Below are 21,709 nucleotides of genomic sequence, written 5' to 3'. Positions count from 1 at the left end.
TCCACTCCGATGACAGAATAACCCTCCAATCGCTGTTATCCCCAGATTTTTTGATTCCCTTTTTGAAAAGGGAAAATCCGGTGATAAAGGCGAACGCTCCGCTTTTCCAGGTTTTTTCTGTCCTCTCCGTTCAAGTGTAAATGATTAGTTCAATTTATATAGAAACAACGGAAACGATATAAAAACGATATAAATATTATGGATGAAAGAAGGATTAACGCGATGATTGAGCTTCACAACGTGACCAAAACGTATGCGAACGGCACGAAAGGCCTCAATAACATAAATTTGAAATTTAAGCAGGGAGAATTCATCGCGGTGGTCGGTTTGTCTGGTGCAGGTAAATCCACATTGCTGCGGTCGATCAACCGGCTGCATGATATTAGTGAAGGTGAGATTTTGATTAACGGTAGCTCCATCACCAAGGCACAAGGCAAACGCCTGCGTCTGATCCGCCGGGATATCGGCATGATCTTCCAGAGCTTCAATCTGGTGAAACGATCCAGCGTATTGCGCAATGTACTGGCTGGTCGGGTGGGGTACCATTCCACACTTCGTACCATTTTGGGTCGTTTTCCGAAAGAGGATGTGGAACTGGCCTTTGATGCATTGGATCGGGTGAATATTTCGGAGAAGGCTTACTCTCGTGCAGATCAGTTGTCTGGTGGACAACAGCAGCGTGTGGCGATTGCCCGTGTACTCGCTCAGGAAGCAAAAATTATTTTGGCCGATGAACCGGTGGCTTCACTCGATCCGCTGACAACGAAACAGGTCATGGATGACCTGAAACGGATTAATCAGGATCTTGGGATTACTACGATTGTTAATTTGCACTTTATTGATCTGGCGAGAGAATATGCGACACGTATTGTTGGTTTGCGGGCAGGAGAGGTTGTATTTGATGGTCCGGTGGAAGAAGCGACGGATGAGCGTTTTGCTGAAATTTACGGCAGACCGATTCTGGCAGATGAGTTGCTGGACAAGCAGGCTGTGCATGAGCAGGGAGAAGTGCTGGTATGAAAGGACAAACCAACGTTTCACTTGAACAGGAAAGGCGTGCAGGCGCAGGCAAGGAACCTGGCTCCAGCCCGAAGCAGATCGTGAATCGCCCCAAACCACCGGGGAAGACCAAACATCTACTGACGCTAGTCATCATTGTGCTGCTCTTGTGGGCGAGCGCCAAGCAGACGGATGCGAGCTTTACAGAACTGTTCACGGGTGGCCCGGAGATGTGGAAGCTGCTGAAAGAGATGTTTCCGCCGCGCTGGAGTTATTTTGACAATATCGTACAGGGCATGCTGGAGACGATCCGTATGGCTTTGCTCGGGACAACCATCGGTGCAATCATTGCTATTCCTATTTCCATCATCTGTGCAGGTAATTTGGCGCCGAGCCGCTGGATCTATTATCCGGCACGTTTTCTATTAAATCTGATTCGAACCGTTCCGGACTTGCTACTGGCAGCGTTGTTCGTTGCTGTATTTGGACTGGGGCCGGTTCCCGGGATTCTCGCACTAGCTGTATTTTCGGTAGGTCTGATCGCCAAGCTCACCTATGAAACGCTGGAGACGATTGACAAAGGGCCGCTTGAAGCGATGACCGCTGTTGGCATGAACCGAATTCAGCTTATTGTCTATGGTGTCGTGCCGCAACTGGCAGCCCAGTTCACGTCTTATGTGCTGTATGCCTTCGAAATTAACGTACGTGCCGCCGCGATCCTTGGACTGGTTGGAGCGGGTGGTATCGGACTTTATTACGAAGCGACACTTGGATTCCTGGAGTATGACAAGACGAATACCATTATTATTTTTACACTGGCCATCGTTCTGATTATCGACTATGTGAGCACTAAGCTGCGGGAGAAATTGTTATGATGAAAAATGAAGCGAGCCGTATTCGGCCAAGACCCAAACCACGGAAAAATCCGCTGCGCTGGCTTATCATTCTGCTGTTAATTCTGGTCTATGCGTGGGCGCTTGCGGGCGTACCTTTTACCGGGTTCAAAGAAACCGCCGGACAGATCATGAAGGCTATTATCGCGGGTATTTTCTCGCCCGACTGGAATTTCGTATATTTGCCGGAAGGCGAGGATTTGCTGCGCGGACTGCTGGATACGCTGGCGATTTCTGTGCTAGGTACGGTGATTTCCGCTGTGCTTTGTATCCCGTTTGCCTTCTGGTCTGCACGGAACATGAGTGGCCATCGGGCGATCTCTGGGGCGGGTAAAATGATGCTTAGTTTCATCCGTACATTTCCCGAGATTATTATGGCTTTGCTTTTTATCAAGGCTGTAGGTCCCGGATCATTCGCAGGAGTGTTAGCCCTCGGACTTCACTCGATCGGGATGCTGGGTAAACTGTACGCGGATGAGGTTGAAAATATTGACTACGGCCCGTCCGAAGCGTTACTGGCTTCCGGAGCGACCCGGATGCAACAGCTCTGGTTTGCCATCTTGCCGCAGGTTATCCCGGGGTTCCTGAACTATACATTGTATCGGTTCGAAATTAATGTCCGTTCTGCCACGATCCTCGGTGTGATCGGCGCAGGCGGGATCGGAACACCGCTGATCTTTGCACTCAGCACACGCAACTGGCCGCGTGTCGGCATTATCCTGCTCGGCATTATCGTGATGATCACGATCATTGACCTGATCTCGGGTTATATTCGGAAGAAACTGGTGTAGCTAACGGAATGAAGTGGTGGAGAGAAGGACTATCTTTTGCTGGATGATGCGGCATTAGGTAGTCTTTTTTGTTGGTTTAAAATAAACAGGCTCTAAATCTAGTGATATGTTGGTAGTTGCCTAATTTTTCACTTGAAATAATTTGTGAAAATAGTTGTACAATTTGCTTAATTATCTATTCAATAATTTGTAAGTTATTCCGATTTTAATATGAGAAGGAGGTGAATTTCATTTTGAGAATTATTTTACCTATTATTGCATCGATATTGAGTATTGGAGGAGGATGGATTTTTGCCTATTTAATAGTGCTATTGATGTTATCCGGAGACGGAGGCCTCATTATCTTTGACGTTCCTCCAGCAAGTCATACTCTCTTGTATCTTGTGTTAACACTTCTCCCGTTTGTTGTCGCGGTGTATGTACTTAACAAGAAGGAGAAGTCAGGAATAATTGGAACCATTATCGTTTCTTTTATAGCATCTGTTGTAATGTATTTTATAGTAGTTCCAAACCAAAGCGCAATTCTCGACTTCTTTAGAACGCCTTCGAAACATGTCCAATCGGAGATTCAGAGTCAAGTGCAGCACATTATTGATGAACAACAGTTGCCTTATGTCATAGACCAGAAGGAGAGTGAGAGCCGGACCGATCACGAAGTCATACGAACCGTTGTTTATATGAGAAAGATACAAGAAGGAGATATAGAAAAAAACGAGGTAAAGCCATTTGTTAATACAACATTTGAGACGGATGTTAAGCTAACTTTTAGGGGCCGATCGGAAGATAATTATGTCACAGTTTTCATTGACAAGGGCAAAGAAGTCGATTGTACAAATGATTCCTATTGTAGGTAGCTGAATTTAAAAACAGAATTAACTATACATATTTTTTCTCGATCGCTGGAATTTATAGTTTATCCGTACAAGATACCGATGCTCTAATTAAAGGGGGCGTGGGTTATTATACGGATTATTTGTTGATTCTAACGGGCATTCTGAGTATTGCTGAAGAACTCGTCTTATACTGAACATGGCGCTAACCCTGTTCCCATTTGTTGTTGTGGTGTGTTTCCTTAAGCGAAAGAAGAATATGTGTTCATCAAAATTATTGTGTATCTGTTTATCACATCCTGGATACTTGGGTTTATGTGGTTTATTAATTCTTAGAAATTAGATATATTGGTAAAATTAGATTGTTGCCTGATGAATATAGCTGCTGGAAAAGTTGGAACGTACATAATGATGTTGAATATGTGGCTCGAAACGTTAACTTTTAACGTTAAAGTTGGCCTTTTTGCAAGGGGGTAACTATGCTATGGAAAAATTTTATTTGATATGGATCGTGTTTATGGTGCTTATATTGCTGTACCGAATGATCTTTCAGAAGTTTAAAAAGCATAACAGGGAAAATATCGGACTCAGTGCAATTCTTATTATTTTTATGGGTAGCGGCGCTTCATTTACGCAGATGAACCTTATTTTTGTCATTGGGTTCCTGGCCTTTGCGGCTTATTGTGCGGTGTGGAACAGTATTCTTTATGTAAGGGACGGTTATGAGAAACCTCGACTGAGATGAGCTGATTTACGTTATGTGTAGGGAAAGTGTAGAGATATGTGTACATGTAGGTGAGTTAACTCTTATGGATTGAGGGGGCAAGGTCCTGTTGAACCTAGCTTGAATCGCTAACGATCACCAGAAGCCTTATTTAGCCTAAAAAGTCTGCATTAAAATTCTAACGATCCGCACAGACGCTATTTGTTGCAAATTGCCCGATTTATCCCTCAAAATATTGAAAAATAGCCAAATAGCGTCGCTGGTGATCGTTAGAATTTTAAATGTGGAAAAAGGGGGCAAATAAGCTCTCTCAGGATCGTTAGCGCTGAGGGAGTAGAGGTTCAACGGTTTAATGGTACGCCAGAAATGAAAACACAATGCAACCATAATAAAACCACAATAGAACATTCCAAAAACTACAAAGATCTAAAAATGACCTAAAAAAGACTACAAAAGACTACAAAAAAACCGAAATCACCGCAGCTTCTTTCTTGGCCGTTGGGTTGGTTTCGGTTTTTCGTTATGGTTTACGTTGCTACTTTTGTGGCTGTTTCATCACTGCTCTCATTACTGCTTTCGTTACTACTTAGGCTCTGCTCTTCATTAATTTCCGTTTTTCATTTCTACTTACTACGGTATTACTTACTTCCGGTCCTGCATTCGTTTCTATTTGGTAGTTACTATATTCGGTTTGATCTACGTTATGCCTAAGTTTCTGTTCATTTTCGGTGTGTTTACTTCTACTTATATTGCTACTTCGTTTCGGCACTTGCGCCTACTCTATTCCTGCATCTACATCTAATCCTAATCTTAATTTAGACTAGCTCGCCAAAGGCAAAGCTGCTTTGCTGACTTGTACCGTTACGATTTCCGTACTGGTCACACCTGCGGAATTAACAAGCTCGGCACGATACGTGTACGTTCCGTTCGCACGGTCACTTAAATCAGTCTTCGCTGTTTGGGCAGATGGTGTAGCAGCGTTCAAGGCTTGCGTATCGATCAGTACGTCATTTTCATAGAGGCGATACTCGGTTGCGTTGGTACCCCACCAGAGGTTCATCGTTACGGTGTAGTCGCCATCGCCGTCCCAGTTGTTTTGAGACAAAACGGCTTTACCTGGAGCCGCGTTCGCAATTTGAACCGTTAACTCGTCACTGCGAGTAGCACCTTTGTCGTTGATCAGCTCGGCAACATACGTATAGGTTCCGTTCGCTTTGTCTTTAATCGCCGTTTTAGCAAACTGTGAAGAAGGGGAAGTTGCTGTTAACTTTTGCGTATCCACAAGGGTACCGTTCTCATACAGCTTGTACTCGGTGGCATTTTCACCCCACCACAGATTCATGCTAACGTTGAACGAACCATCGGACAGCCCGGTGGTATGTCCGTTATCGGAAGAAAGCACCGGTTTGCCCGGCGCTCCTTCGGCTGGAGTAGAAGGATTTTCGCCTCCACCTTGTTCTTCCGAAGCTACAATGTCATCCAAGCTTCTTGGTTTCAACTGATAGACATCTTTGAAAATAGCAGACACACCTGTGATATCAATCTTGTCACCAGCAACATAAGGGAAAGTCGTTTCACTCACACCGGTACGCGTATCCACACGCACATGTGTGCTTGTTCCGTCCGCAGCTACCGCATCAAACTCAAATGAACCGGCAGGCGTAGCGCTGATGATATTTTGAATAGTTACATTTTTCAATTGAACGAGTTGACCTTGGTTCGCATCATTGATGGCTGTAACCAGCGCTGGAGCTGGAACAGAAGCGGTTCCAGTTTTCTCAATCGCAACCACATCGGTTAATTCGAACTCGCTGTTGTAGATCGTTGTGGGTGCAGTCACTTTCACTTTGTCACCTACATCGAATCCGCTCGTGTGCTGGAACACGTAGATTCCCGCTGTATCATCCTGAAGATAGAAGGCTTGTCCGCCAAAAGAACCCGGTTTCGTTGTGATAACACCTTCAACGGTAACTGTAGTGCCAACCGCTTTGGTGCGTGCTTCGGCTACGCTAATGGTTGCTGGAATTGGACCTTGTTCTTCAGGCAGTGGCTCTGCAGGTACGTTAGCAATGCTTACCGCACTAGTAATCAGGTTGCTACCATTCAGGCGCAGACGCAGGCTGGCGTTGCCATTCGTGCCTGGTTTGATGCGTACATTCAGATCTTTGATCCCGCGTCCTTTGCTATCCGACGTTACGCTAAACGCCGAGCTGTATCCGTATGAAGTTGGCCATGTTCCACTGTCATTCTGGATCATAGCTACCTGTGTTCCGCCTGTCAGATAAATACCGGCACTGTAACCGGAAACGGTAGTGTTTGGAGCCATATTTTCTACAACCACACGAATCTGGAAGTCTTCGGCATTAGGCAATGTATCTTGCTTCACGAAGCTGTACGCTGCGTTAGCACTGGATGCAGGGCCACCATAAGAGCCTGGCTTGAACGTTGAACGATCATACCATTTATATCCTGCCGCAGGTGCAGCCCAAGGTTCAGCTTGCGGTTCAGTGGAAGCCGCTGGCTCCTCGAATGGTAACAGCGCTGTAGCTGTATCCAATGTAAGGCCGTTTACTTCGGACAGCTTAGTATAGTTTTCTTGTGTCGCCAGCCAGTTTACCGTATTCACGAGTAATACAGCATCATCGACTTCTTTGAAGCCGTCATATGTTGTTTTGCGTGTGCCTGTTTCTTCGCGCAAATATTTCGGGGATGCATCTTCCACCGGGGAAGAGTCACCGATGAAGGCCGCTTTACCTGCACCCAGTTTGGATACAGCCACATAAGGACCTTCTTCGATCCCGCCACCGTTATATACACCTTGGTCAACGGCGTTATTCCATTTGGCATTGGTTTTTGGCAAGTACACAATACCTTTGGCTTTCTCCGGATCTGTGATCGCCAGCGTGGAGCCTGCGTGCATCGCTACAGCAGATACGCCTTCCGTAATACCGAATGCTTGATTCGCAGGTACGATGATATTGGCGTTAATATCCCCGAGTGCGTTATAACGGAAACGTACACCGAAGTTATCGGACAACCAGTCCGTGCTGGTTACATCTTGCATGGCTGCTGAATTGCGCTCATCTGTGCTCATGCCTTTGGTTGGATCTTCATATGCACCGCGGCGATAGCCGTTAATGACTTCAGAGCCATCCCAGCGGTTTTTGTTACGGTCGGCATTGTAGTGATCTCCAATGAAGAAGATGCTGCCGCCCGTTTCAACATATTGTTTTAATGCCGCTTGTTCAGATGTTTTGAAAGGAATTTGAGGTTCAGCAATGACAAATACGTTGTATTCTTTCAGATCATCATAGGTAAAAGGTGTCGTTTTGCGCAGTTCTTTCACATCATAACCGTCGTTCGCCAGAGCATTACCGAAATCCGAGAAGCCACCATCAATGACCCAATCAGCTGCTCCGGCAGTCTGACCGTGCGAATTGTCGAACAATACTTTCTTGCCAGCGTTCTCGTTAACGACCTTGGCTTGAATGAATGGTGCCGGGTCTGTCGGTCCTTCCGCATGAACCGAAGCATCTCCGTTCCATAATCCGATCTGAAGTGGCAAAGCCATGGATAATGCCAGGAGTGATTTTAACCAAACTCCCCGTAAACGTGTCAATTTACCCAACCAAATCCCTCCCAAATATTAGTTGATTCATGAGTTCGTCCATATTCTACCACATGAAAATCTCACATAGTCATAACAAATTGTAAAAATTAGATCGAAATTTGTAAAATTAGGTATTTCGGCATATGAATAGGTCATTTGGATTATTGGTTATTACAGGAATGGAAATAATAATGTGGTGGATAACGGAGTAGGGGAACACAAAGTAAAAAAGCCATCTCTACGAGATGACTTTGGCACGAATACGATTGACAGCGTGGAAAACGGAAGATTTGATCATGCCTTCACTGCGGTTCACCATCTGGGCTGTTTCTTTAATGGAATACCCATGGATCAGGCGCAGCTCCAAAATTTTGCGATGTTCGGTATTGTGGATATGGGAGACAATTTCGTTAACCCCCTCATTAATCTCCATCTGAGGAGTATCAACATGATGTGCAGGGGTTTCCAGCCGGCTGTCACGGCGTAAGGTCCGGGTACGTCTGCGAAAGCTGTCCATAGCCAGGTTACGGGCGATGCGTTTAAGATAGTAGAGAATTCGGTCTTCAGGAATATGGACAGTGACGTTCATGAGACGGATAAAACAATCCTGCGCCAAGTCTTCCGCATCCTGCGGCTGTTTGACGATTTGGGATAGATACCTGGTGATTTCTGATTTATAGTTAATGTAAGCATCGTTAATCTGTGTGTGGTTCATAAGATGTGAATCCCCCTTGGATATGGATCAAACCTTGGTTCCGGTCCGTTTGGCGTTCTATTAATGCCAGTATAGCGGGAGGTTGTTTCCAAAAGGTTCAGAGTTGTATCGGAGTTGTAACATTTCTTGATTTCCTCTGTTCAAGCAGTCGGCTTGGGATACAGAATATAGACAGATGAAATTCATAGAGCAGGGAGATTACGAATGTATTATGAGACCAAAAGAGATATTAATCATCGAAGATGAAGAGTCCATTCGCGATATATTGTCCTATTCGCTTCGCAAGGAAGGGTTCGAGATCAAGGAGGCGGCTTCGGGCAGGGAAGGATTGAATTTGCTGCGGGAGTCGAAGCCCGATCTGATTCTACTGGATCTGATGTTGCCCGATATGAGCGGCTTCGATGTGTGCAGACAGTTGTCTGTGAATTCCAAAATCCCGGTAATCATGATTACGGCAAAGTCCGATATGCTGGACAAGGTGCTTGGCATGGAGCTAGGGGCTGACGATTACATTACAAAGCCTTTTGATATCCGCGAAGTGGTTGCCCGCATCCGGGCGATTTTCCGCAGGATCGATCTCATCAGCGAAACGCTGGAAAACCAGTCTTACGAAGTCGTTAGACTAGGCAAGCATATCGAGATTCGTAAGGATGAGCGCGAGGTGTGGAAGGACGGGGAACGAGCAGGGCTCACCAACAAGGAGTATGATCTGCTACTCTTCCTCGTGAACCACCACCGCAAAGTACATACACGTTCAGAGCTGCTGGACAAGGTGTGGGGATTTGATTTTGCAGGAGATACGCGTACCGTGGACATCCATGTGCAGCGCATTCGCAAAAAGCTGGACAGCGGTGACCAAGGCATATCGATGATTGAAACGGTATTTGGCGTAGGGTACAAGCTGAATATTCAGGTGCAGACATGAAATGGACCATTCAGTTCAAAATGGTTGTACTGTTCTCGGTGATCGTTTTTATCGGTTTCTCGGCACTGCTGATCCTGTCCAACAAGGTCGCTCAAGAGAATATGTATCGTGAAGTGCGAGAGGATATGGTGCAATCCAAAAAAAATCTGGATATCGCCTTGAATCAGTATTTTCTCATCCATAACAAACGAATCAGTAAAGATTCGCTGGAGGCGGGCAGCCGGGAGTTGGAAGAGCAGATTGGCTCTGCTGTGGGCGGGGAAATTACGCTCTATCGCCCCGATGCCTCCACGTATGGCTCCAGTACTACTGCAGGAAAACTGGTTAAACACACCGACATAGAAGATTTGAGAGAAGCGATGCAATCCCGAATTGCCTATACGACAAAAGTCGATCAAGGACGGGTTGTAGCAAGCCTCTCTTTCCCAATTCAGAGTGACCAGCAACTCGTTGGCATTGTACAGCTCGAAAAGGATTACACCGACCTGTATCGGCGCAATATGCGCTTTCAGGATACAATTAAACTGTTTGCAGCGACGATATTTGTGTTTGTTTTCATTGCTTCGATTTTTATTTCCCGGAAAATTACACAGCCCATTCGTGTGTTGACGAAACGTTCTGCCGAAGTGGCCCAAGGTAGCCTGAATGCGGATATTCAGATTGCCACGAAGGATGAGATTGGGGAACTGGCGGCGAGCTTCACGGTCATGATTGACCGGGTAAGAGAGCAGATTGATGTGATTGAGCGAGAACGGGACGAAGTGAAACAAGTACAGGCACGAAGCAAGGTTTTTTTTGACAATGTGACACATGAATTAAAAACACCGCTGACGACTATTCTGGGCTATGCACAGATTTTGCGGGATAATGGATTCACCGACCCGGATTTCTTCGACAAGGGCATGAATTATATCATCAAGGAAAGCCGTCGTCTGAATACGATGGTTGCGGATATTTTGGAAGTGTCCGTGTCTTCGGCAGTGATTGAGAACTACCGTTTTGCACGGGTTGACGTCTCGGAAGTTATTCGGGAAGCGTGTGAGGACATGTCGATCAAGGCAGGCAAATACAATATCGGCATTCATTACGAACTTGAAGAAGAGCTATATGTACGGGGGGATCGGGACAAGCTGAAAGAGGTATTCCTGAACGTACTGGATAACTCCGTCAAGTATAGTGATGTGAATTCGATCATTGAAGTGCAGTCCTCGCGGGAAGAACAGTCTATTGCCATTATGATTCGAGATCAGGGTGAAGGCATCGGTGAAGAAGCCCTGAATCATGTGTTTGAACCCTTTTACCAGGATAAGGGCATGAACCGTGTCGAAAAAGGCAGCGCGGGCCTGGGGCTGTCGATTGTGAAAAACATTGTGGAGCGTCATGGAGGAACAGTGGAGATGAAAAGCATCATGCGGGAAGGGACGCAAGTCCATATCCGCCTGCCGGGGGATCGAAACACATGAAATATACCGGCTTTTGGCGTAAACATCGCGATAAGCTGATGCTGTCCGGACTACTCATTGCCTTTGTCGGGGGGATATTCGGGATTGGCAGCCTGTTCAGCATGAGTCACCTTAAACCACGTACTGTGATATTGCCTGGTGAGCAATTCAACAGTCGTCTCGCGCCCCCATCGAGCAGTACAATCCAAATCGAGTCAGCGACTAAAATTCCGAATGATTTTGTTATTTATGATTTTGATATGGGGGATCGGAATACGATTGTTGTTAACAGTACCGAACGTTCGTATACAGGACTGCGGTTGCTCAAGTTGCATCTGGATGATAACCAGGTGAAAGAGATCAGTGGCAACACGGATTTTGGCGTTGTACTGAGCCCCGATCGAACCAAGCTGATGTATGCTCAGTATCGTTCGGGACAAGCCCAGCGCACGGCTTTTATATACGATATGAAAAGTGGTGAACGAACCAAACTAGGCAAGGAACATTCCTATTTCAGGGAGTTTCTCAGTAACGACACATCCATCAGTCATGATGATCGTGGTTTCATTCAGACCGATCTGAGAACGGGCAAAGAAGAGATCCTGTTTTCCGATGAGGTCATGATGAAGAAAGTCGGAGTAGAGACACATGAGGATAAGTCGGGCAAGAATTACATCGTTATTGACAGTTTTGAGATTAGTCAGGATATGAAGCAGGCTTATGTTCTGGTCATGCACAAGGATGATTTTGCCGTCTATCGTGTGTCGCTGGAGAAAAATCCGGACGTGTCCTTATACCTGAGATCGAAGGATATCCAGCAATACCATCTGTTGAAAAATGGGGATATGATCTTTCAGGGTGAAGTGAATCAGGTGCAGGGACTATATCGATATCAGGTGGAAAAAAATAAGCTGAACTTGCTGGCCAAGGGCACATTCTGGAATTTTGATCTGAGCGCGGACGAATCCCGAATTGCTTATCTGAATACATTAGAAAATCAGAAAAATGAGCTTCATATTGCCTTCCTCAATGATCAGAACTTGTCCTCTGATACGGTGATCTACCGGAATATCAACAATTTTATCAAGCTGAAATGGTTTGAGGAAGAACTGTTCATGGCAAGCAGCACCGCCAGCAAGAGTGAGTTGTATCGTTTTAGCTTTAAGGCATGGTAGGTTTATGACAGGAGCACTACCCAGCGAGAGGTCGATTCATGTAGAGAATTTGCTGCCACAGCCTTAGTTTTATTCAGACATTAGAAATAACATATATCCCTGCGGGCAAGTATTGTACGCTCTGCCGCAGGGCTTTTTGTGTTGACATGTTACAAGTTGGATACAACTGCGTCCTGCCCCGATACATCTGCGCACTATAATAAAGTGAGATACACAGAAATACATAATCAGGAAATGGAAAGGAAGACAAGCCACGAATGCTTCAAGTTGAACAGGTATCCCATGCCTTCCGCAATGCACAGGGCGATGTTCCCGTGCTGCAAGATATTAATCTGACGATTCAAGAGGGGCAGATGGTTGCGCTGCTGGGTAGTTCAGGTTCAGGGAAGTCCACACTGCTGAATCTGATGGCTGGTTTGATGAAGCCAACACAAGGCAAGATTTGGATCGCAGGACAGGATATTGTGCGTTTCAGTGAGAATCGTCTGGCGGAGTTTCGGCGTAGTCACATTGGATTTATATTTCAATCCTACGAACTGTTGTCCAATCTGACGATCCGGGAAAATGTAGAGTTGCCTCTGGTATTTATGGGAATAAGACCATCCAAACGTAAAGAAAAGGCGCTTCGCCTACTAGAACAAGTGGGGCTCGGCGATAAGACGAATCTCTTTCCGTCGCAGTTATCAGGTGGTCAGCAGCAAAGGGTCAGTATCGCCCGCTCGCTCATCACGGAGCCTTCGGTTATCTTCGCAGATGAACCGACGGGTAATCTGGATACAGAGACCGAGGAAGAGATTCTTTCCATTTTGCAGCAACTGAACAGAGAGATGAAAACAACCTTTGTCATTGTGACACACGAAGCCGAAGTGGCCGAACAGATGCAGGTTGTACTGACGTTACAGCAGGGGAGATTGGTCGAACAGCAACAGGTTGCCCAGTTGCAGCATGTATGAGAGTTCATGTAAAAGGAGAGGAACAGTGAGAATACGGGACGTAGTGCGCATGGCCTGGGGACAAATCATTCGGCGCAAAGTGGTCACATTACTCTGCATGATCGGTCTGTCAATCGGTTCGGCAGCGATGATTATTGCACTGAGTGTGGGGCAGTCGGTACAGACATACAGCGAGAAAACGTTGAATGATAACTACAAGATGGACGAGATTACGATCAGCCCGAACGAGGGAATCAAAACGGGAAATGGAAGCGGCGGAGGCACGAAGAGTAAGTTTGAACGCGGCGCGCTGACGATGGAGAAAATTCGGATTATTCAGCGCCTTCCTCACGTTGTCGCTGTGGCTCCTATGCTGAAACTGGATGCGCTCGATATGGTGCTTCCGGATGGGCGCAGCTCCTACGTGGAAGTGATTGGAACCGAGATGCAGACGTTGAGCGGGTTCGGATACAAATATGCACAGGGCAGCGGAACTGGCAATGGCCGAGTTGCAATTGTGAATTATGGAGCGACCTACGGCTTTATTGATTCCAAAGTGACTCAAAAGCTGTTTGAGCAGTTGAATTCCGATCCCTATAACAATGATCTTTTGCAACAGTACAATGAGATGATGATGAAGCAGGATCAACTGATGCAGCAACGTATACAATTTCGGTATGAGGATTTTACGAATGGCAGAAAGACCAAGATGAGTGGAACGATACGTGTATCGGGTGAACTAGCCAAACCGTCCAATATGGATGATATGAGCGCTCAGAATGACAAAAAAGTATATGTTCCGCTGGATACGGCGCGTGCTTTGCAGGATGAGCTTGGACTACAACAGGCTGACAGCCCTGCGCTCAAACGTCTTAATTCCGCATTAGTGAAAGTGGATAACAAACGGCATGTGGCTCAGGTGGAAGAGCAGATCAAAAAGCTGACATTAAACACGCAAAGTAATCTTTTTCAGGAAGAGGCCATGGCAGGACAGCTTGCGATGTACCAGAAAGCAGCCATCGGTATTGGCGGTTTTATTATGGTGCTGGCTTCACTGTCCATTATTGTGGCAATGATCATGTCCACGCATCAGCGGCGTAAGCAGATCGGGGTTATGAAGGTGCTTGGCGCCAACCTGTGGCAGATCCGTCAGATGTTTATTGCGGAGGCAGCCATGCTGGGATTCATTGGCGGTGTGGCTGGGGTGGGGATTGCCTTTGCCGCGCTCGGCGGGGTGAACCAGCTACTCGCAAGTCAGATGGCGGATCAGGCGGGCGGACCGATGACAGTAATCATTCAGCAATCGGCATTGCCGCTGGGGATTGTTTTTGCCGTACTTGTCGGTGTGGTATCGGGTATCTATCCAGCCATCAGTGCATCGCGAACCAATGCGCTAAGTGTGATTAAATCGATGTGATGGATCTACGGAAAGGCTAACGTGCATGGCTGAACGTGGAACATTTGAAGATATGAACAGACTCAAACTTTTCAGTGGAAGGGAACTAAGCATGAAGAAATGGATCAGCATCATCACTACGATTGTACTTATGGTAGGTGCAGGATATTGGGTATATGAGAAATACAAACCCCAGCCGGAAGCGCCCGTTGAGACTCCACCGCCTATCACTTTTGATGTGACACAGGAGACGATGACACAGACCATCCAAGTGAAAGGGAAATCGGTCTATACCGAGCAGACGGACGTGTTTGCACCGTATGCTTCCAACATTAAACAGTGGCATGTCAAGAACGGGGAACAAGTGAAAAAAGGGGATGTTTTGTTCACGCTCGATACGTCGGCATTACAGACAGAAGTCAGTCAGATGCAGAGTGATCTGGACAAAGCACGGTTAGATGTGGAGATGAATCAGATCAGCATCGACCAGGCCGGCATGACCGAAACATTAGGTGTGACGGAAGAGGAACGTAAAAAAGCATTCGCGGACCGGGAGAGCAAACGTCTGGCGAACGAGCTTAGCCAAAAGGCTTTGGTTCTCAAAGAGCAGGAGATCCGCAAGAAGCAGGATGTCATGAGCAAGGCAGTGGTGCATGCCGCGACCACGGGGATCTTTCAGTTGAATGAGCAGGATAACAAAACACGAGCAGTTACGGAAGGGCAGTTAATCGGCTCAATCACGAACACGGGCAAAATGAAATTCAATACTATTGTTGGTGAGGAAGAGATGTTCAAACTGAAGGAGGGCATGCCGGTACAGGTGCGCATGAGTGCGCAGAAGGATCTGAAATTTACCGGAAAAGTAAGCAAGGTATCCAAATTTGCCCGGAAAAGCACGGATACCGATCTGAAGCAGGCCTCTCAGTTTGATGTTGTCATCGATCTGAAGCCGGATGCTCGCATGTATGGAGGTGTCAGTCTGGAAGGAGACATTGAAACGATGCGCAAGGACAAGGTGACTGCCGTATCGAGTCTCGCCATTATGCGTGATCAGCCTGAACCTTACGTGCTACTGGATAAAGGGAACGGACAGACGGAGCAGCAAGCGGTTAAGACAGGCATGGAATCCGGAGATAAAACCGAGGTTGTTAGTGGTTTGAAGCCAGGGGATGTTGTTGTTATTCCATAGGGGGATGTGAAGGTTCATTGCGGTCTCGTGCCGTAATGAGCCTTTTTTTGTTGCGACAGAGAGGAGCAAAATCCTTCTTTTTTTGTGGAAAAAAATATAATTTAATTTATATAATTCAATTTACAGTAATATTTACATGTCGTATAATCACACTATAAGGAGGTGAACAAGGAGTCATACGCGGGATCACATTTTTTTTCAAGTTTTAATGGAAAGCGCTTACGCAAAGTTAGTTTGTATCCAACGTTCTCTTCACACTTCAATTCCAAGATGATGATTTAACTACTCCACCACGGTTACTCTCAAGATTCAACCCCCACACAAGCTCACACAGCAATTCTACTGAAAACACCCGACGTTCGTTTTTATTTGCTCTTTGACTTCAGCCCTTTTAATTATGGAGGTGACCGAAACACCACAGATTCTTTCATGCACTTTGTGCCATGCATCCTGCTTCTACACAGAGGAACAGCAGACATGAGTCGAGACCAATCTTATCTAAGGGAAAGGTGGAACTATGAAGAAAACATTGAAAACCAAATCAAGAGGCCGGAAGCTGCTGCGTAAAGGTGTAAAACAAATGATGGCAGCTGCGCTGCTTGCAGCAGGGATCTTTCCTGGCATGTCTCCAGGTGTGACACAGGCAGCGGAGGCGCATGTGAACAATCCGTTTGTGGGCGCCACGGCTTATCTCAATGAGGACTACTCTGCACTTGTGGACACCTCTATTGCAATTACCAGTGATGCTTCGCTGAAAGCGAAGATGGAAACGGTGAAATCTTACCCTACTGCGGTATGGATTGACCGTATTGCAGCCATCTATGGCGGGGCCGAGAATGCTGGTCGCAAGAGCGTGGAAGAGCATCTGGATGCGGTTCTCGCTCAGAAGAAGCCAGGCGTACCTATTACGGCTTCCTTTGTCATCTATAACTTGCCGGGTCGGGACTGCCATGCCCTCGCTTCTAACGGGGAGCTTCCTTTAACCCAGGCAGCATTGCAAACGTATAAAACGGATTACATTGACGTAATCGCAGATATTTTTGCTGATCCTAAATATCAGGACATTCGCATTATCGCTGTTATTGAGCCAGATAGTCTGCCTAACCTGGTAACCAATCTCAGCACACCTGCTTGTGGTCAAGCGGCTTCAACGGGGATTTATGAAGCTGGGATTAAATATACGCTCGACAAGCTCCATGCGATTCCAAACGTATACAACTATCTCGATATCGGTCACTCCGGCTGGCTCGGGTGGGATAACAACCGTTCTGGAGCGGTCGCGCTCTATACCGATGTAGTCGGGGATACGCTGGGTGGACTGAGCAGTGCGGATGGATTCATTACGAATACTGCCAATACTACACCGCTGGCTGAACCAAACCTGTCTAATCCGGATCTGAACATTGGTGGACAACCGATCCGTTCAGCTAAGTTCTATGAATGGAATCCTTATTTTGACGAAACCGATTTCACAGCGAAGTTGTATGCCGATTTCGTACAGGCAGGATGGCCAGCGAGCACAGGTTTCCTCATTGATACCAGCCGTAACGGATGGGGCGGAGTGAATCGTCCAGCTACAGCTACAGGCAGCAATATCAATGACTATGTAAATTCAGGTCGTGTGGATCGCCGTGAGCACCGGGGTAACTGGTGTAATGCAAGCGGAGCAGGTATCGGAGAAGCACCGAAGGCAGCTCCGGGACCAGCGCATCTGGATGCCTATGTATGGGTGAAACCGCCAGGTGAATCCGATGGCTCCAGTTCCGAAATTCCGAACAATGAGGGTAAAGGCTTCGACCGGATGTGTGATCCAACGTATACAACGAAAGATGGCGTGCTGACTGGTGCACTGGCTAATGCGCCTGTATCAGGTCACTGGTTCCATGATCAGTTCGTACAACTGGTGAAGAACTCCTTCCCTGTACTCTCTGAGAATGGTGGAGGCAATCCTCCAGGTGGAAACACAGCACCGGCAGCTCCTGCTACACTAACAGCTGCGGCCGGTAATGCTCAAGTGACGTTAACATGGGCGGCATCGACAGGTGCGACGAGTTATACGGTGAAACGTGCCCTGACAGCATCCGGTCCATTTGTAACGGTTGCTGCCAATGTCAGCGGAACAACTTACACCAACACGGGCTTGACGAATGGGACAACGTACTATTATGTCGTGACAGCAAGTAATGCAGCAGGTGAGAGTGTTAACTCTGCATCTGCTATGGCAACACCGGCAGCAGTTGCAACGGCTCCGGCGGCACCAACAGCGTTGACAGCAACAGCTGGCAATGCACAGGTGAGTCTGGCTTGGACAGCTTCGGCAGGTGCGACCAGCTATAATGTGAAACGTGCTCTGACGGCAGCGGGTCCATTCACGACGGTTGCATCGAATGTAACTACAACGTCGTATATTAACACTTCGCTGACCAATGGCACAACCTACTATTATGTGGTGAGTGCGGTGAATGCAGCTGGGCAAAGTGCTAATTCTACTGTAGCCTCTGCGACACCAGCGGGTGTGGTTGTACCAACTAGTGATCTGGTGGTGCAATATCGTGCAGGGGATACCAATGCAACGGATAACCAGATCAGACCGTTGTTCAACATCAAAAACCTGGGCAGCACTGCAGTGGATCTGAGTGATTTGAAACTTCGTTATTATTTCACCAAAGAAGGTTCGGCGGCGATGGATTCTGCCATTGACTGGGCAGTGGTTGGTGCAGCCAACATCGACCGTACCTTTGGAGATGGATATGTTGAGCTGAGCTTTAAGTCCGGCGCAGGAAGCATTGCTGCGGGTGGACAATCCGGAGACATTCAGCTTCGCATGTTCAAAACGGACTGGTCCAACTTTGACGAGAGCGATGACTATTCCTATGACCCAACCAAAACATCCTATCAGGATTGGGATAAAGTCACACTCTATCAAGACGGCAGTCTTGTATGGGGAATTGAGCCTTAAAGGTCATACATTTGGTGATTTAGTGCTAATGTACGTGTGAGCGTACGCACAACTTATCAAAACAGAGCTGTTTTCTGGTCATTCATTGACCGGGGGCAGCTCTGTTTTTGTCTAACGATCTCAGGAGCTTGGGATGAATGAGCTTGGAGCGCTATCCGACGGTTTGGAAGAATGAGCTATAATGATAAGGCTTTGAAGATTGTTCATTTTTCATCATTCACTGTTGTACACTCTGACCGAGATACACTGAATATTGATCGTTTTGCACGGATATTTGCCTATGGTTAGGCGGTAAGGATGTCTATAATAGTACCCGATGGATGGTAACTCTTGCTACGAAGGAAGTAAAGAGAGTGGAAGGGGGATTGGAGGAACTGGAGAAGGAAGTATGTCAGGCCAACTAAATTCTTTCTTGAATTTCATTTCGCTTCATAATGTAAGCGCAACCATTTTTCCTTTGATGTATGAAAATGAACCTGACCTAACATGAGCACGAATCTGATCTTCGTATGAACACGAAATTGACCAGACCATTAACATGTTCAGGTAGAAGTATCATTACCCATTCTAACCAGGGAGAGTGAAGGTTGATGAACTTAAGATCAGTAGAAGATAATCGAATTAAACATAGTAACAGCACTGACGATAGAACCCATGTCAGTACGAATGTCAGCCAAAAGAAGAGCGCTAGCACTCATAGGGCAAAACGATCGCGCATGCCTCTTGGGGCCAAAGTGCTCTCTTCTGCACTCAGCTTGGCTTTAATTCTTAGTGGAACCGCCGGGATCAGTGGAGCGGATGCTTCACAATCCCAACCCCAATCGCAGGGGAAAAGCATTCAACTAGAGAAGCTGGATCGCGGGCTGGTAGCGGCTTCGACGTCCGAAGGTGTTTTTCTAAGCTGGAGATTACTTGGGGACGAGGCAACAGGGTACAGTGACAAGGGGCTGACCGGGACGGATTTCAACGTTTATCGGGATGGCAAAAGAATTGCAAAGGTCACAGACAGCACGAACTATGTAGACAGCACAGGTACGACATCTTCACGTTATGAAGTTGCCGCCGTTAATAACAAAGGTAAAGAAAGCAAACGAAGCGCATCCGTCAAACCTTGGGCGAACGGGTATATGGATATTCCTTTGCAAAAGCCGGCTGACGGTGTGACACCTGCGGGTGAAGCATACACCTACAGTGCCAATGACATGAGTGTTGGTGATGTGGATGAGGATGGTCAGTACGAGTTTTTTGTGAAATGGGACCCATCCAATGCCAAGGACGTATCGCAAAAAGGATATACCGGTAATACCTACGTTGATTGTTATACGCTGGACGGTCAGCTGTTGTACCGGATCGATCTCGGGGTTAACATTCGTGCGGGAGCGCATTACACGCAGATGCTTGTCTATGATTTTGATGGAGATGGCAAGGCTGAACTGATGTTCAAGACCGCTCCGGGCACACAAATTATGAAGTACAACAAAAAGGGCAAACCAACCTCACAAAAGTACATCACACTGCCGAAGGAAGATCGCAAAGCCGGGGTGACACACGAGGACGATTATCGCCTCAGTGCGGAAGGGTACTATGACCATGTGGTCGATATGTTCCGGAACTGGCATAAACACGAAGAGGTTGTAAAAGGAAACTGGCCTGCGACATTGGAAGAGGCGTTTGGGATCGAGAAGAAGTACAGCTATCCGTTATCCCAGCAGGACGCGGAAAGTCTGGCCGACTATTTTATAGATGTATACGCACCGCAGCGGAGCGCCCGCAATGAATTGCGCAAGTTCGAAGGGTTTATTGTGGACGGGCCGGAGTATATTACCGTGTTTGAAGGCAAGTCGGGAAAAGAATTACAGACCGTCCCGTATGAACCCGAACGTCATGATGACGGCCTGATGTGGGGCGATTATGCGATGGCACGCATTGAACCTGCAAACCGGGTAGACCGTTTCCTGGCCGGGGTTGCGTACCTGGATGGCAAGAAACCGTCTGCGATTTTTGCACGCGGATATTATACTCGCTCCACCATGGCTGCCTACAACTGGGATGGCAAGAAACTGAAAAAAGAGTGGATGGTAGACAGTGGCTGGACACCGATGAAAAATCCGTTCAATGACGGGCCACATGGTGTAGATGGCACAGACCCGCAGTACGGTTCGATTACAACACAGGGAGCGCACTATTTCAGTGTGGCGGATGTAGACGGTGACGGCAAACAGGAGATTATCTATGGTTCGGCTACGATTGACCACGATGGCAGTGTGTTATATAGTTCCACCGATGTGATGCCGCCCGAGAGTGCTGCACCGGGAACGATTGCTCGTCTAGGACACGGAGATGCACTGCATGTGGCAGATATCGACCCGGATCGCCCGGGACTGGAGATCTTTATGGTGCATGAGGGCGGACCTTGGGCGCCGTACGGATATTCCCTGCGTGATGCGAAGACCGGAGAAGTCATTTACGGCGGATATACAGGCAAAGATACTGGACGCGGTATGGTCGGAGATGTCGATCCAACCCGGCGCGGGCTGGAGACATGGGCTGTCGGATTATGGACGGCACAGGGTGAAAAAAAAAGTGATCAGGCGCCCGGAACCAATATGAGCATTCGCTGGGCCGCCGACATGACCACCCAAATCGTAGACGGTGCCATCGATGTTACGCCTACAATCAAAGACTGGACACGCGGCACAGTGCTGACCGCGACAGGAACCTTAACCAATAACCACACGAAAGGTACACCGTCGCTGGTTGCCGATGTATTCGGAGACTGGCGTGAGGAGATGCTGGTGCGTACAGCCGACAGTTCAGCGATCCGCATCTATTTGAGCACCGAGAAAACAGATCGCAAGCTCTATACGCTCATGCATGATGCGATGTATCGTGTAGGTATTGCTGGACAGAACAGCGGATATAACCAGCCTTCGTATCCTTCCTTCTACATGGCATCGGATATCGATTGGTCGAAGGTGACGTTGCCGAACTTCTATACTCCGGGGAAAGGCAAAGGGGATAAATAAGACTGTCCGCTCAGATTAGAAAGAGAAATGATGTAAGCTAACCGCAAATAGCTCTGGAATTCGCTTCTGTGTAATGATCACGCAGAGAGATTCCAGAGCTTTT

The 21,709-nt window shown here is 47.2% G+C and carries 15 protein-coding genes; 13 read left to right on the top strand and 2 right to left on the bottom strand.

Annotated features, from left to right (window positions below; translation table 11 throughout):
* Positions 1–222 precede the first annotated feature (222 nt).
* The 5 genes from phnC (at position 223) to J2T16_RS25630 (ending at position 4,258) form a co-directional block, all read left to right on the top strand.
* A complete protein-coding gene (phnC, locus tag J2T16_RS25650) occupies positions 223–1,020 on the top strand; it encodes a phosphonate ABC transporter ATP-binding protein (protein ID WP_090917664.1) in 798 nt (265 codons plus the stop codon).
* Positions 1,017–1,874, top strand: a complete 858-nt coding sequence (phnE, locus tag J2T16_RS25645; RefSeq protein ID WP_499019557.1) for a phosphonate ABC transporter, permease protein PhnE — start codon at positions 1,017–1,019, stop codon at positions 1,872–1,874. The genes phnC and phnE (J2T16_RS25645) overlap by 4 nt, the downstream gene beginning before the upstream one ends.
* Entirely contained in the window at positions 1,871–2,683 is an 813-nt protein-coding gene (gene phnE, locus J2T16_RS25640; protein ID WP_154890680.1) for a phosphonate ABC transporter, permease protein PhnE, read from the top strand. The genes phnE (J2T16_RS25645) and phnE (J2T16_RS25640) overlap by 4 nt, the downstream gene beginning before the upstream one ends.
* Positions 2,684–2,916: 233 nt before the next feature.
* On the top strand, positions 2,917–3,537 hold the full coding sequence (locus tag J2T16_RS25635) for a hypothetical protein (RefSeq protein WP_336120996.1): 621 nt from the start codon (positions 2,917–2,919) through the stop codon (positions 3,535–3,537).
* A gap of 460 nt (positions 3,538–3,997) precedes the next feature.
* Complete coding sequence (locus tag J2T16_RS25630; RefSeq protein ID WP_251507805.1) at positions 3,998–4,258, top strand: hypothetical protein; 261 nt, start codon at positions 3,998–4,000, stop codon at positions 4,256–4,258.
* Positions 4,259–5,057: 799 nt separating this feature from the next.
* Here J2T16_RS25630 and J2T16_RS25625 read toward each other — a convergent pair.
* Both J2T16_RS25625 and J2T16_RS25620 read right to left on the bottom strand, forming a co-directional pair.
* Positions 5,058–7,865, bottom strand: a complete 2,808-nt coding sequence (locus J2T16_RS25625; RefSeq protein WP_499019553.1) for a chitinase N-terminal domain-containing protein — start codon at positions 7,863–7,865, stop codon at positions 5,058–5,060.
* Positions 7,866–8,085: 220 nt separating this feature from the next.
* Positions 8,086–8,562: an RNA polymerase sigma factor gene (locus tag J2T16_RS25620; protein WP_090917672.1), complete on the bottom strand. Its 477-nt coding sequence runs from the start codon at positions 8,560–8,562 to the stop codon at positions 8,086–8,088.
* 211 nt (positions 8,563–8,773) lie between these two features.
* On the opposite strand from J2T16_RS25620, the gene J2T16_RS25615 reads away from it, so the two are divergent.
* From J2T16_RS25615 to J2T16_RS25580, 8 genes are all read left to right on the top strand, one after another.
* Positions 8,774–9,487: a response regulator transcription factor gene (locus J2T16_RS25615; RefSeq protein WP_145333083.1), complete on the top strand. Its 714-nt coding sequence runs from the start codon at positions 8,774–8,776 to the stop codon at positions 9,485–9,487.
* Positions 9,484–10,950: a sensor histidine kinase gene (locus J2T16_RS25610; RefSeq protein ID WP_499019549.1), complete on the top strand. Its 1,467-nt coding sequence runs from the start codon at positions 9,484–9,486 to the stop codon at positions 10,948–10,950. Before J2T16_RS25615 ends, J2T16_RS25610 begins: the two co-directional genes overlap by 4 nt.
* Entirely contained in the window at positions 10,947–12,104 is a 1,158-nt protein-coding gene (locus J2T16_RS25605; RefSeq protein WP_090917677.1) for a hypothetical protein, read from the top strand. The genes J2T16_RS25610 and J2T16_RS25605 overlap by 4 nt, the downstream gene beginning before the upstream one ends.
* A gap of 257 nt (positions 12,105–12,361) precedes the next feature.
* Positions 12,362–13,057: an ABC transporter ATP-binding protein gene (locus tag J2T16_RS25600; protein ID WP_090917679.1), complete on the top strand. Its 696-nt coding sequence runs from the start codon at positions 12,362–12,364 to the stop codon at positions 13,055–13,057.
* A 25-nt stretch (positions 13,058–13,082) separates the two neighbouring features.
* Positions 13,083–14,453, top strand: a complete 1,371-nt coding sequence (locus J2T16_RS25595; protein WP_167375668.1) for an ABC transporter permease — start codon at positions 13,083–13,085, stop codon at positions 14,451–14,453.
* Between the two features lie 91 nt (positions 14,454–14,544).
* Positions 14,545–15,621 carry an efflux RND transporter periplasmic adaptor subunit gene (locus J2T16_RS25590; protein ID WP_499019545.1) on the top strand — a complete coding sequence of 359 codons (1,077 nt, stop codon included), beginning with the start codon at positions 14,545–14,547 and terminating at the stop codon, positions 15,619–15,621.
* Between the two features lie 517 nt (positions 15,622–16,138).
* The gene (locus tag J2T16_RS25585) at positions 16,139–18,580 is read left to right on the top strand and encodes a glycoside hydrolase family 6 protein (protein WP_499019542.1); all 2,442 of its coding nucleotides are present in this window, start codon (positions 16,139–16,141) and stop codon (positions 18,578–18,580) included.
* 716 nt (positions 18,581–19,296) lie between these two features.
* A complete protein-coding gene (locus J2T16_RS25580) occupies positions 19,297–21,606 on the top strand; it encodes a rhamnogalacturonan lyase (protein WP_499019659.1) in 2,310 nt (769 codons plus the stop codon).
* Positions 21,607–21,709: the final 103 nt, after the last annotated feature.

The organism is Paenibacillus intestini (assembly GCF_030803945.1).
In the GTDB taxonomy this organism is placed as follows: Bacteria; Bacillota; Bacilli; order Paenibacillales; family Paenibacillaceae; genus Paenibacillus; species Paenibacillus polysaccharolyticus.
Note: the sequence above shows the minus strand (reverse complement) of the source record. Positions and strands in the feature narration are given on the sequence as shown.